This is a genomic window from Aeoliella sp. (assembly GCF_965227375.1).
GTDB lineage: Bacteria > Planctomycetota > Planctomycetia > Pirellulales > Lacipirellulaceae > Aeoliella.
In genome coordinates this window covers 2,792,097-2,805,431 of sequence record NZ_CBDDFX010000001.1, presented here as the reverse complement: position 1 = coordinate 2,805,431, position 13,335 = coordinate 2,792,097, and the positions used below count along the sequence as shown (strand labels likewise).

The following is a 13,335-nucleotide window of genomic DNA, read 5'->3' as shown; positions in this document are numbered from 1 at the left end:
CTTTCGACCACTTCTCGCTTGGCAGAATTCTACGGGCGCGGTGCCGCGGGCCACACTGCATCAATGAGGTCGCTCGACCCACCCGCTCAAGCATAGCCCCGGGACGCGCCGCGATGCAACTGTCGAGAGAAGAGCCCGCACAGGCGGCGGGCATGTTCCAGCGATTCCATTACTGCAAGCATTCACTTACAGCATAGCCGCACACGTGCGGTGCTCGGCAAGCTTCCGCACGCGTGCGCTGCTGAAGACGGCTATTTTTCCGCCGGCTTATACGACTTGAGATACTCGGCCCGCTTCTCGACGAAATGGCGGAGCGAGGCTTCGCCGGCGGCGTTGTCGGTGGCGGTCGCCTCGTGGAACGCTTCGGTGGTGGAGAGTTTGCGCGTATCTTGCTCCACCGCGTTTTCGATCAACTCGCGGTTGCGCGCAACCTTTTCGCCGAAGTGCGACCAATCGAGTTGCTGCTCCGCGATGTCGCGGACGTACGCCAGGTAGCGCTCGCGGTACTCGGGCACTTGCAGCAAGCGGCTGCGAAGCGGCATTCGCTCGTTGTCGATGCCGACCAACGGATCGAGATCGGGTCCGCCATGGCCGGGTCCGAAGCCGCGCCCGCCACCTGGGCCGCCGCGACCAAAACGTCGGTCGCCACGTCGGCGTTCGCGCGGATCCTCGGCACCGTCCTCGCCTTCCGCATTACGAGGGCGTTCGCCGCCGAATTGTAGAAAGTCGCCGGGCGGACCTTCCGGCGGTGGACCAAAACCACCTGGGCCAAAACCACCGGGTCCTGGTCCTTCCGGCGGGCCACCATCGGGTGGTCCAAACCCACCTTGACCGAAGCCGCCTGGAGGACCGCCACCACGACGTCCGCCACCGGGTGGGCCGCCGTGGCCGGAATTGAACGCTTCGTTCATGTCGTGCGGAATGGTGTGGAACACGCCCTCGGAGTCGCGGAACAGGTAGTAGTCGCTGGCTCGGGTCCAGTAACCGTCGCTATTCACCAGGGCGACGTCGTACGCCAGGAACCACAGCACCTCGTCGACGTCGAGGATCGGTTCGATCTTCTTGGGCAACTCGTCCATGGGCGTTTCGTTCAGCACCTGGCACAGTTCGACCAGTGCATCCCACTCCTTCTTGCCATCGTCGGACTTCATCTCGAACCGCGACTTGTATGGCTCGAGGTCGTCGCCCAGGTATCGCAATCCGCCATCGGCGCCGGGATTGCCGGGCACCTTCCAGCGTGTGCCGACCGAGGTCTTGAAGTGCTCCTTGGTGAATATTTTGTCCATCTGCTGCACGCTAGCGTACACGCCCCAGCTCTTGCCGTTGATGACGACCTCGACGAAGTTGGCCTTCGGCGCGGGAACGTGCTCGTTGGCCAAATCGGAGTAGAGCACCGTGCTCATCAGCGACGAGTCGCCATTGCAGTTCAGCAGGTTGAGCGTCTTGTAACCGTACAGCCGCTGGTCCTCGTCCACGGTGTCGAGCGATACGTTGAGCGAACGCTTGTAGCCCGAGGGCACCATCATGTACGACGACATGCCGCGAAAGTGAACTCCCACGCCGGGATAGGTTTTGCCGTCGACGGTAAGCTTGGCGACCACGTCGACGTCGGTGCCTTTGAACGACTCGAGTTCCGACTCCCAATCATCAGAGTCGAACTCGAGGAACAACGTGCGGAGCACCTTCGGCGAATAGAGTGACTCGTTAGGGTAGTGCTCGACCGCATCGGGCGATACCGCGCGGCCGGGTTTGGCTGGCTCGCGATTGCCACGTCCAAAGCGAGGCCCGCCGCGTCCTGGACCACCACGCCCCGGACCGCCGCGTCCAAAGCCACGTCGCCCTTCATTCCCTTCGCTCGAGATCGACTCGCGGGCCGCCTTGCGCTCCTCGGCGTTGAGCCAGCCATTCTTGTCCTGGTCGAACTCGTCGAGCAATTCGCGGTCCTGGCCGAACCCACCAGGAGGGCCGAACCCACCTCCGAAACCACGGCCGAATCGTGGCGGCCCCTCCCCACCCGGAGGCTGAGCTAGCACGGCGCCAGCCATTACAAAAATTGGCAACAGATACAACAGTTTCTTGAGCATAACTTTCGATCGTTCGAGCTTGGCGGTTGCTGGCGGAGAATACGTACGCCCCTACAGCGTCGATTGCGCGTCGCACCGCCGGATAGAGTATGCAACCACTCCGGTGGCCAAGGGTACCGGTGGGGTCCGTATTTTGTTCTTAGGCACGCAGAAATCCGAAATTCTGACAGCGGCGCACCACGGCCGCGTGCCCAACCCTGCTTTCGGTTGTGACCAGGCTTCGCCGCTGCTTAGAATGCTGGACACTTGGTTTCACTGCCCCCCTATTGAGGTTATCCACACGATGCGAATCGTCCCGTGCGTTCTGCTGGTGCTATTGGTGCTACCCCATGTCGCTCAGGCCGACGAGGCGGAGAAGGCGTGGTTCGGCCTTGTCGATAAGCGATATCACAAGGACGAGGGATTTCAACTGCCGGAGTACGATCCCGACCTGCCATCGGTGTTGATCTACGGCGACTCGATTTCGATGGGCTACCAGCGGTTCGTGCAGCGGGAACTCAAGGGCCGGGCGAACGTGTACCGCATCTATACCAACGGCGGCAACAGTTCGACCATCGTGCCCAAGATGAAGAAGCTGCAGGAGACGATGGCACCGTTCGTGGCCGAAGGTCGCTGGCCCGAGAAGTGGGACGTGATCCAGGTGAACGTCGGCCTGCACGACTTGAAGTACCTGAAGGACGGGAAAATGGTGAGCGAAGGGGGCACGCAGGTACACACGCTCGATGCGTACAAGCAGCACCTGACCGACGCGCTGGACTACCTCAAAGAAACGTCCCCCGACGCCACAATCGTCTACGCCACCACGACCCCAGTGCCAGAGAACTCGGGTGGCCGCGCCGCCGGCGACGCCGCGCGGTACAACACCGCAGCGCGCGAGGTGCTCCAGCAGTACCCCGACATCGTGCTGAGCGACCTGTACTCCTTCACCAAGCCGCACCAAAGCGAGTGGTGGACCAAACCGGGCAACGTGCACTACACGGCTAAGGGTCAAAAGGCGCAAGGCAAAGAGGTCGCGCGGGTGATTGGGAAGGTGCTGAAAGCTCGCAGCGAGGGACAGTGAGCTTCGTCGTAACGTAGCCGGATTCGCAAGAATTCGGAGTCTTGGATTGCCGTCTGAAATTCTTGCCAGTCCAGCTGCTATGTTCGATCTGCTCGCCGAGATCGTCGTCCGGCCCGCCCTCGGTGCTTTCCAGGGGATGGTCGGACTGCTGTGGCCGGCGAAAGACGAAGAGGTCCGCCGATTGCAGCGATGGTGCCTGGCGGTGCTGCTGGGCTTTCTGCTTTCAGCCACGCTGGCGGTGGTGATGCTGCGGCACGGCTGGTGGCTCGCGGCCCTCGTGCTGGCCGTGGGTGCGTTCGCCTTGGGGCACGTTTGTGGCAAGCTTGGTGCAACGATCGAGAAACTCTCTAGTGACTGACAAGGAAGCCGGATTCGCAAGAATTCGGATGTATTGGTTGGTCGTCTGAATTCTTGCGAATCCAGCTACGCTGCCCGTCCGGCTACCTGACACTTTCTCGTACGGCAAACTATACTAGTCGACTAACCTTCGTCGTCCCCTTGGTCCCCGCTGCCACGCGCCGTGAGCTTGATAGTCCAGTTCGGTCCGCTGCTGGCTGCCATGTTGGTGCTGCTGGTTGGTTCGGCGTTCTTTTCCTGCAGCGAGGCCGCGCTGTTCTATCTCACCCGCGACGACCGCGAACGGTTCGTCCACGGCAACCGCGCGCAGAAGCGGGTGGTGCATCTGCTGTCGACGCCCGAGCGGCTGCTCACGAGCATCCTGTTCTGGAATCTCGTGATCAACGTGGGGTACTTCTCCATCGCCTCGCGGATCGGCCTGGCGCTCGATAGCGATGGTCACTCCAGCGCTGCCGCCGCGTTCACCATGGGCGCGCTGCTCACGATTATCCTGCTGAGCGAAATGCTGCCGAAGAACCTGGCGGTGCTGTGGCCCCGGTGGCTGTCGACCGTGTTGAGCTTGCCACTCTCCGCGTCGGTCGGCGTGCTGCGGCCGGTGCTGCCCACGCTGCAAGCGATCAATCGCATCTCGCTGCGCACACTCTTGCCCGGCTTCGAGCGTGAGGCGTACCTCGAGCTGCGCGACATCGAACGCGCCATCTCGCTCAGCACGCCCGACAAGACCATCGCCCACCACGAAGAGTTGGTGCTGCATCAGATTGTGTCGCTTTCGGAGATGGAGGCCGAAGAGCTGATGCGACCGCGGCTGGGACTCACGTTCTACCACGCGCCGGTGTCGATGGAGGACCTGCGCAACAGTCCGCCCAACTGCGACTACCTGCTGGTAGCCGAGCCAGACACGGAAGAACTCGACCGCGCGATGCCACTCTCGCAGCTCTCCGGCGTGGCGAACACCAACCTGGAGGCCGAGTGCGAGCGGGTGCCGTATGTGCCGTGGTGCACGAACGGGGCGGCCACGCTCGATGTATTGCAAAACAGCCGCGGCGGCCTGGCGGTGGTGATCAACGAGTTGGGCGAGACCGTCGGCATCGTTACGCTCGACGACGTGATGCACGCGTTGTTTGCCAATCCCACGATCCGTGTCACTTCGCGCACCGCAGCGCAATCGATCGAACCGCTGTCCGAAAGCACCTACCGTCTCGATGGCGCCATCACGCTGCGGCGGCTGGCCAAGCAACTGAAGCTCCAGCTGCCGATCGCCAAGAGTGTTACCGTGGCCGGCATGTTGCAGGAGAACTTGCAGCGGCTGCCACAGCCGGGCGACGAGGTACTGTGGGGCAATTGCCGATTCCTGGTGACCGACTCGCCCCGCCCTGGCGTGCTGACCGCTACCGTGGAGAAGCTTCCCGAGCAGCAGGGCGCGGATGACGTCGCGCAGAACGGAGGGGGCATATGACGCTCGCCATCGTTCTATTCGCGGGGGGCATGTTGCTCAGCGCGTTCTTCAGTGGCTCGGAGACCGGCTTCTATCGCCTGAACCGCGCGCGGCTGCTAATCAACGCCCTGGATGGCGACTGGATCAGTCGCGGGCTGTTGTGGGCAGCCAACAACCCGTCGGTGTTCGTCGCCACCGCGCTGGTGGGCAACAACGTGGCCAACTACGTGGTGTCGGCCTCAATCGTGATGCTCGCCGACGCGGGTTTCGAGGGCTGGGCCCGAGCCGACGTGGTGCTGCCGCTGCTACTGACGCCCGTCATATTCATCTACGGCGAACTGGTTCCCAAGAACGTGTTCCTGGCCGCGCCGAATCGCATGCTTCGCCGCTGCGGCGTTCCCTTTGGCATCGCAGGCGTGTTGTTCGCGCCGGTGAGCTTCATCTTGTGGCTGTTCAACAAACTGCTGGAAACCATCGGCCGCAAGTCGCCCGAGCCCTGGCAAATGGTGCTCGCCCGTCGGGAACTCGGCGAACTACTCGACGAAGGCCAGGCCGTGGGACTGTTGAAGCCAACGCAGCAGGCGATCGCGCAAGCGACTATTTCGCTCGGACCGCAATCGATCGCCGGCTTCGTGGAGCCCGCATCGCGTTTCCCACGAATCACCGAAAAGACCTCGCCCAAAGAAGTCGTGGCAATCACCCGACGGACCGGCCAGACGCTGCTGCCCGTGGAAGACAGCCAAGGCGGCAAGCGCGTGGCCCACTCCTACGTCCGCGCCAGCGACTGCGTGCTGACCCGCGAAGAGCAACTACCCACCCACCCTATGCCGGAAGTGAAGGAGCGGATGGCGTACCTGTCGACGCTATCGCACATGCTGGCCGTCGACGCACCAATCGCGAGAGTCGTGAATCGCAAGAATCAGACCGTAGGGTACGTGACCCTGGCACGACTGCAACTGGCGCTCTTGGCGGAGTGATCGCGTTTCACCGTTTGCCGGAGGCACACTTGCTTCCGCGAATCACGGACCGCGTGGCGATCCGGCGACTTGCACTGCGGAATCGCTACCCCACCAAGGCCAAGTTATCCCGATGCACCACCTCGGTATACGGACAGTGGCCCAGCAGTTCCGCGATGCGGTCGGCTTGTTGGCCCGCGATCTTTAGTAGCTCGGCCGAGGTGTAGTTCGTCAGACCGCGGGCGATTTCGCGGCCGCTGGAGTCGTCGATCGCCACGGCGTCGCCTTTGTTGAACTCGCCTACCACCTGCGTGACGCCAACGGCCAAGAGGCTGCTGCCCCGCTCGCACACGGCTCGTGCGGCGCCAGCGTCGACGACCAGTCGGCCGCTGCACCGCGCGGCAGCGCCGATCCAGCGTTTTCGCGAACTGGTGGAACCGTCCGCACCAACGACCAGCGTACCGACATCATGGCCGGCCAAGATGTCCAACAGAACGTTCGGTCGGCGGCCGCTGGCGATCACCACGCTCTCGCCGGCCGCGGCGACCAGTCGGGCGGCTTCGAGTTTGCTCTGCATGCCGCCGACGCTGAGCTGCGGCCCTGTGTGGTGCGGCGCGACGTCCGAGCGGACCAACCCATCGGCGGCGGTGCCGTCGAGGTCGATCTCGGGAATCACTACTTTCTCTTCGCCGCTGGAAGCTTCCAGGTCGTACACGCCTTCGACGTCCGACAGCAGCACCAACAGCGGCGCGCGAAGCAGGTTGGTGACCATGGCCGCCAGGCGGTCGTTGTCGCCGAAGCTTCGCTGCAGTTCGTCGACGCGGACGACATCGTTTTCGTTCACGATCGGCACCGCGCCGAGCCGGAACAGCGCGAACAGCGTGTTGCGAACGTTCAAGTACCGCGAGCGGTCGTTGAAGTCGTCGGTTGTCAGCAACACCTGCGCGGCGTGGCGGCCGTGCTTCTCCAAAGCGCGGTTATAGGCTTCGATCAAACAGCTCTGCCCCACGCTGGCCACGGCTTGTAGTTCGGCCAGATCGCTGGGGCGGCGGTCGATTCCCAGCCGCCCAATGCCTGCGCCAACGGCTCCGCTGCTCACCAGCAGCACTCGCCGTCCGCCCTCGACAATCTGCGCCAGCTGATCGGCCAGCCCCGCCACGCGATCCAAATCAAGCGCACCGCTCGGCCCGGTCAGCACACGTGTGCCGACCTTCACTACCAGTGTGTCGGCAGCTTTGGCGATGTTGCGGCGAGTGGACATGGCTAGTAGGTGAGTAGGTGAGCCGACGGCGCTAGCCGCGGGTGAATTTGCGATTAAGTGGAAAGTTCTCTCTTACCGCTCTATTCGGTGGGCTTCAGCACTTGGAGCGAGATGCCGGTGATGACGTCGCTCATCGAGTTGCGGAATTCTTCCATGTGCGGAGCGGCCAGGTGAGCTTCGAGCGCCGGAATGCTCTCCCACTTCTCGACCACCATCAGCACGTCGTCCCGCAGCGGCTCTTGCGCACCGATCGGTGTCGCGACATCGACCGCCGTGCCGTACTCGATGCAGCCGTCTTCGGCGTGGACCTTGGGGGCCAGCTCCTTGAACGCAGCGATCAACTGATCGCGTTTACCCGGAGCGGTGGAAAGGGCAGCGATGACGTGAATCAAGGGAATTCTCCTCTGGCTGGGCGTGAGTGTTGGCAAACAAGGACCGCACTTTGCCAACAATTAGACTCAGCCACCGGTGGCACTTCAATGGGTGCCCGCTCCGTGAGCGCGGGCGGTGGCGATCTTGCGGTATAGCGTGCCGCTGAGCGTATCGACCACGTGCACAAAACCCTCGGCGTCGGCGGCGACGAGCCACTGGTCGTCGTTCGCAAAGGCGACCGTCGCGACGTACTTGCCGCCGGTGTAGGTGAACAACGGACGATTCGTCTCGACGTCCCACACCCGCACACCATCCTCGCCCGAGGAGGCCAGCATCTTGCCGGTCGAGTCGAACGCCACGTGAAACGCGCGGCCAGGATGCCCGTTCAACACCTCCAGCGGCTGCCCGTCATCCAGACTCCACAACCGTACCTTCCCATCATAGCTGGCCGATGCCAAGCGCCCGGAAGGTTCATCGATCGCCACGGACATCACATCGCCGGAGTGCTCGGTAAGTGTCCTGCGGCGCTCCGGTGTTTGCGGATTCCACCAACCGATCGTTTCGTCGCGACTGCCAGTGAGAATGTCTCCGGTCGTGCGGTCCACTGCCAGGCAAGGGATCTGCTCGTCGTGCTCGCCGATAATCTCGCTGGGATACTCTGGATCGCTCAAGTCCCAACGCCGCAGTGTTCTGTCGTCGCCGGCCGAGTAGAGCGTCGCGCCGTCGGGTGAGAAACCGAGCGCGTGAAGGTCGTCGTCGTGGCCGTTCAGCTCAGCCAGTTGCTCGTGGGTCTCCGTGTCCCATAAGCGGATCGTGTTGTCGCCACCCCCGGTTGCAAGTCGCTTTCCGTCGGGGTGGTACGCAGCGGCGAAAGTCCACGTCTTGTGGGCTTTGGTTACCAGCGGCTCCATCAAGTTGTCGACCGACCACCACCGCAGCGTGCCATCGCCACTGCCGGTGACGAACTCGGTTCCGTCGGTGTTCACGGCCAGCGACATGATCGCGTGGTTGTAGATGGTGGTGTTGGCTAGCCCCGTTGCCACCGGGTCGGGCCTGTCGATCTTCACCTCCACGTGCGGCAGGGACCGAGCGATACGCTCCACGCCCTCAGGCGATAGGCCGGTGCGATGCACATACAACCTCTTCAGGTTGGGAAAGCCATAAAACTGCTCGGCCACTTCGTCGGTGATCGGCAAGAACACCAGGTCGATCTCCTCCAAGCCACGAACGTAACGCAGGTGGCCCAGCAGTTCGACCAGCTTTGTGTTGCCGATATCGGGATTGCGAAGATAGACGCGGGCGACCTTGCCATCCTTTTCGCCCGCCACGCGCCCCCCGGCCTCGCGAATGGCAATCATCGCTTGGTCGTGGCGATAGTTGCGGTAGAAGTGCAAACTGCCCCAACCAATGCCGATGCACAGCAGCGTAAAGAGAATGAACAGCGTGCGCGCACTGAACCGCAGGCGTGGACGTCGCCACCAACGACGTTTGACCGGTGGGGCTTCGGCCGCCGGTGTTTCGACCGGTTGCTCTTGGGCAGCTTGCTCGTCGCCCGATTTTTGCTCTTCGACAGGCTGATCTTCCATGCCCGCTCGTCCTCCAGGGAACTGCCACGAGTTCAATCACCGTTCGAGCAGGCAGGCCTGGTCCGCTCTGAGATTCGCATGGCGACGACCTACTCGGCCGCCGCTTCCTCTTTCACCTTCTCCTCATCCTCCGAAGGTTCCGGCTGGGGATCTACGTCCACCACGTCGGCCGGCGAGAGGTTGCCCGACATCAGATCGTAAAACCGCGTGATCGCCACGTTGGCCGGCACCGCGTAACTTTCGGTGCGACCACTGCGGGCGATGTTGAAGCCCACCACGCGGCCTTCCAGGTCGACCAACGGGCCGCCACAGTCTTCGGGCTTGAGCACCGTATCGTGCTGGAACGCGTTGTCGAAGCCGAAGCGGCGATCACTCAGCTTGCTACCCAAGTTGTTCTGCATCATGCGGCGATCGTTCGGCATACCCTTAACCGGCGGAGTAAGCTCCGCTTTCAAGGTCACCTGCTCGCTGCCACGCTGCACTTCCATCTCGATGTCGTCGCCGGCAGTGTACTTGCCGATGGTCCGAACCAGCTTCTCGCGGGTCGGTGTCTTCTCGCCGTTGATCTTCAGGATCTGATCGTTCACCAGCAGACCGGCGGCTTCGGCGGCCGATCCTTCGTACACCAGCGCGATCCGCGGCTTGTTGGTCGAGGTGTCCATTTGAATGCCCAACCAGCCACGCTGAGGGCGGATTCGCCGGGTGTCGACCGACACGATACCGACCGCCACAGGATCGCGACCCGACGACACAGTGGCGATCCACTCGCCTACCTCGGCGTCGTCGTCGCGCTTCATCTTCAGCACAGGCAGGTCCTTGGCGTCGATCTTCAGCATTGCCATGTCGTACGCCCGATCGACACCCACCACGCGGGCATCGAACTCGCGGCCGTCCTTCAACTTGCAGGAGACGGGACCATCGAGCTGATCGGCCTTGGTAATCACCCAACCATCGCTGCCCACGATGCCGCCGAGCGCTACTTGTTTGCCATCGGAGCGCACCGACACGGTAGCCGCGGCTGCTTCGGCAATCGTCTCGCGGAACGCGCGGCGGACCTGCGGGCCGTCGGTCAAGCTGGAGTTGGGAATCATTACCCGCCGCATCGCATTGCGAAACGCATCGCCCGCCTGCTGCAGCGGATCGCGCTCTTGAGCCTGCGACAGAGTGGGAGCACTCAGACAAACCACGATCGCGGCCAAGAGCCAACCGAAAGGAACTTGCAACGGTTTCATGACTTTTGCTCCTTTTCCTTCGAACCTTTCGGCATGTCGGCGCTACCCGGCAATGGGGTGCGGGCCATGCCCAGTCGCAACTCCACGTCGACGGTTTCATCGCCGCGGGCGATTTGCAGTTTCACCGTGTCGCCAGGCTGGCGGCTGTAAACTTTCTTCACCAGGTCGTCGAATGTCTCGACGTCCTCGCCGTTAAAGGTGCGAACCACGTCGCCCACTTTCAACCCAGCCCGTGCCGCAGGCATGCCGGGGAACACTTGCGACAGCTTGCACTCCTCGTCGTTGGGATTGCCGGCAGCGCCGAGCAGCGGCCGGGCTTCTGCTTGTTGCTCAGTGCCACCGAGCGGCGCACCCCACGACTCGCCAGCGACCAGGCGGTCCCAGGTGCTGTGGTAGGTTCCGATCGGCACGTGGAAGTTGTCGGTGATGCGGCGACCGATGCGGCTGTTGATGCCCACCACGTCGCCGTGCATGTTGAACAACGCTCCGCCCGAGTCGCCACCCACCAGCGTGCAGTCGGTGCTGATCACCTGATCGTTGGCAAACAGCACGCGGCCCAATCGCACCGGCGGAGTTCGCTCGGGATCGAAACCGCCTGGGTGGCTCATCACCACGACCCACTCACCGGTCTTCAGGTTGTTTTCCTTAGCCATCTTCACGTATGGCCAAGGCCCCGGGTCGGTGATTTGCATCATGCCGCTATCGATCTCGCGGAACATGCCGAGCGTTTTGCCTTTGGCGGTGCGGCCATCCTCGAAGATGAACACCACCGGCTGCCCCGGCTTGCCGACTACATGACCGGCGGTGAGCACCAGTCCGTCGGGGCTCACAATCACAGCACTACCGAACGCCTGACCAACGCGGACCGAAACCACCGCGGGCCGAACGTGCTCGATCACGCGCTGCGTCTGCCTCTGTATGACCTTCAAGTCGGAAACGTTCTTGGGGTACTTCTGCGTGAGTACCTTCTCGACGTTCTCATCCCATTCGACCGGTTTGTACTCCGGCTCTTTCGATTTCTTCTCGTCGTCTTTCTTCTCGTCCTTCTTGGGCTCCTCTTCCTGGGAGTCCTCCTTCTTTGGCTCCTCTTTCTCATCGGGACTCTTGTCAGCGTCCTCGTCTTGCTTGCTGTCGTCCTTCTTCTCCGGCTCGTCGGACTTCTCTTCTGGTTTGCTTTCTTCCTTAGGCTCTTCCTTCATTTCCGGCTCAGCCGGCTTGTCCTCGCTCTTTGGCTCCTCGGACTTTAGCTCTTCCGACTTTGGTTCTTCGGGCTTTGGTTCTTCCGGTTTCGACTCTTCGGCCTTGGGCTCTGGTTTAGTTTCCTCCGCTTTCTCCGGCGCAGGTTGTTCTGGCTTGTCGGCCTCCGGCTTCTGCTCAGGCTCCGCAGGAGCTTGCTCGGTTTGTTCTTCTGTGGGCTGGTCGGCGCTAGCAGCCGGCTCCTGGGCCAACGACGAATCGGCGAGCAGCAACATCGCCAACGCGAATAGCGGCACCGCGAACAATGGACTCCATTTCATAGGGAGACTCCAACAGCACATCGGATGGGAAGGTGGGGGCGGGGCGGTCTGCGGCAATTCTATGGTCGCCAGCGAAAGAGGACAAACAGCGCGCAGCGGGATTTCTGCCGAAAAACGGCAGCTTGCTCTTGAAAATGTACGCCCGTATATTACATACTGTACATAATTCAAGATGTTGGGCGGCCGCTTGCCAGCGGCCCCACCTATCCAGTTTACTCACACGGGTGGCGAAATCCTACCAGATCGCCCCCTAAAACCAACCTTCACCACCCCCGCAAAGGCGTTTCGATCATGCTGCTCGACCAGCTCACCCCCCGCCAGAAAGAAGTTTTCGAGTTCATTAAGGATAAGATCGAGAACCGGGGCTACGGCCCGACGGTACGGGAGATCGGCGACTATTTCGAGATCGCCTCGCCCAACGGGGTGATGTGCCATCTGAAAGCTCTCGAAAAGAAGGGGCTGATCCACCGCGAGCCGAACATGTCGCGGGCCATTCAGCTTTCCGAGGCCGTGTTGGCCGAAGAAGGCTTGCCGCTGCTGGGACAGATCGCCGCCGGCAGCCTGACCGAGGCCATCGAAGACGCCGAACGGTTCGATTTCGAATCCTGGTTCCCGCCCAAGAAGGCCCACTTCGCCCTGCGGGTGAAGGGCGACTCGATGATCGAGGCCCAGATCGCCGATGGTGACATCGTCATCTGCCGCAAAGCCCGCACCGCCCACAAGGGCGACATCGTCGTCGCCCAAACCGGCGAAGGCGAAGCGACGCTGAAGTACTGGTTTCCCGAAGCCAACCGCGTCCGCCTGCAACCAGCCAACAGCAGCATGAAACCGATCTACTCCCGCGACGTCCAAGTGCTCGGCGTGGTGACGGGGGTGATCCGCAAGCTGTAGAGTTGCAGATTTGGATTAGACGCGGATTAGCGCTGATCTTGGCGGATGCGCGCGGATCAGAATTAGTTGCGCCGTTTTGCAATTCCAAGCCTTGGACTCTCATGGCCGGGAGCAATCTGTGGCCATCGAACTTCTCACTATTTGTGCTTGGCAGCGTGGTGGCCTGGATCGTATTGAGGTTTCAAATCCAACCTGGGGGCAAGTCTCCAAGTCGATTCGAGAACTCGACGGGCAAAGTCGCAACGATCTGTATCTGATACCCAACGTGGCCAATGTCGAAACGTGGTTGGCAGTTGGCGGAGGAAACGGGCGCTACCTCGTTACCGGCTCGATCAACAACGATCGCTTTCCTACGGTGGTTCGTCTACCAGAGAGCGATGGACTAGACGAGCAGTTGTTGGTCGGTGGACAAGTGGGAGACTATCCCAAACACTGGATTCTCGATTTGGACACAGCGATCATCGCTGCGCAATCGTTCTACCAGACTAGCGAATTCGGCGGGGGCGGACTCCATTGGATTGACGCTTAGTCGACGTCTGATCCGCGTCCATCCACCAAGATCCGCGCCAATCCGCGACTGATTC

The 13,335-nt window shown here is 62.0% G+C and carries 12 protein-coding genes; 6 read left to right on the top strand and 6 right to left on the bottom strand.

What is annotated here, in order from left to right; genetic code table 11:
• Nucleotides 1-251 precede the first annotated feature (251 nt).
• Nucleotides 252-2,084 (bottom strand): CotH kinase family protein, encoded by a 1,833-nt coding sequence (locus ACQK2L_RS11465; RefSeq protein WP_425397102.1) that lies wholly within the window; start codon nt 2,082-2,084, stop codon nt 252-254.
• A gap of 283 nt (nt 2,085-2,367) precedes the next feature.
• Between ACQK2L_RS11465 and ACQK2L_RS11460 the strand changes: the two genes are divergently transcribed.
• From ACQK2L_RS11460 to ACQK2L_RS11445, 4 genes are all read left to right on the top strand, one after another.
• A complete protein-coding gene (locus ACQK2L_RS11460; protein ID WP_425397101.1) occupies nt 2,368-3,144 on the top strand; it encodes an SGNH/GDSL hydrolase family protein in 777 nt (258 codons plus the stop codon).
• A 79-nt stretch (nt 3,145-3,223) separates the two neighbouring features.
• Nucleotides 3,224-3,502 (top strand): hypothetical protein, encoded by a 279-nt coding sequence (locus tag ACQK2L_RS11455; RefSeq protein WP_425397100.1) that lies wholly within the window; start codon nt 3,224-3,226, stop codon nt 3,500-3,502.
• A 162-nt stretch (nt 3,503-3,664) separates the two neighbouring features.
• A complete protein-coding gene (locus ACQK2L_RS11450; protein WP_425397099.1) occupies nt 3,665-4,957 on the top strand; it encodes a CNNM domain-containing protein in 1,293 nt (430 codons plus the stop codon).
• The gene (locus tag ACQK2L_RS11445; RefSeq protein ID WP_425397098.1) at nt 4,954-5,913 is read left to right on the top strand and encodes a CNNM domain-containing protein; all 960 of its coding nucleotides are present in this window, start codon (nt 4,954-4,956) and stop codon (nt 5,911-5,913) included. The genes ACQK2L_RS11450 and ACQK2L_RS11445 overlap by 4 nt, the downstream gene beginning before the upstream one ends.
• An 85-nt stretch (nt 5,914-5,998) precedes the next feature.
• On the opposite strand, the gene proB is transcribed toward ACQK2L_RS11445, so the two are convergent.
• The 5 genes from proB to ACQK2L_RS11420 all read right to left on the bottom strand — a co-directional run bounded on the left by proB (nt 5,999) and on the right by ACQK2L_RS11420 (nt 11,860).
• Entirely contained in the window at nt 5,999-7,153 is a 1,155-nt protein-coding gene (proB, locus tag ACQK2L_RS11440; protein ID WP_425397097.1) for a glutamate 5-kinase, read from the bottom strand.
• A gap of 80 nt (nt 7,154-7,233) precedes the next feature.
• Entirely contained in the window at nt 7,234-7,545 is a 312-nt protein-coding gene (locus ACQK2L_RS11435; protein ID WP_425397096.1) for a putative quinol monooxygenase, read from the bottom strand.
• Between the two features lie 84 nt (nt 7,546-7,629).
• Nucleotides 7,630-9,111 carry a WD40 repeat domain-containing protein gene (locus ACQK2L_RS11430; protein ID WP_425397095.1) on the bottom strand — a complete coding sequence of 494 codons (1,482 nt, stop codon included), beginning with the start codon at nt 9,109-9,111 and terminating at the stop codon, nt 7,630-7,632.
• 89 nt (nt 9,112-9,200) lie between these two features.
• Entirely contained in the window at nt 9,201-10,343 is a 1,143-nt protein-coding gene (locus ACQK2L_RS11425) for a S1C family serine protease (protein ID WP_425397094.1), read from the bottom strand.
• Complete coding sequence (locus tag ACQK2L_RS11420) at nt 10,340-11,860, bottom strand: trypsin-like peptidase domain-containing protein (protein WP_425397093.1); 1,521 nt, start codon at nt 11,858-11,860, stop codon at nt 10,340-10,342. Before ACQK2L_RS11420 ends, ACQK2L_RS11425 begins: the two co-directional genes overlap by 4 nt.
• A gap of 291 nt (nt 11,861-12,151) precedes the next feature.
• Between ACQK2L_RS11420 and lexA the strand changes: the two genes are divergently transcribed.
• The gene (gene lexA, locus ACQK2L_RS11415) at nt 12,152-12,751 is read left to right on the top strand and encodes a transcriptional repressor LexA (protein WP_425397092.1); all 600 of its coding nucleotides are present in this window, start codon (nt 12,152-12,154) and stop codon (nt 12,749-12,751) included.
• Between the two features lie 118 nt (nt 12,752-12,869).
• Entirely contained in the window at nt 12,870-13,280 is a 411-nt protein-coding gene (locus ACQK2L_RS11410; RefSeq protein ID WP_425397091.1) for a hypothetical protein, read from the top strand.
• The last annotated feature ends 55 nt before the right edge of the window (nt 13,281-13,335 follow it).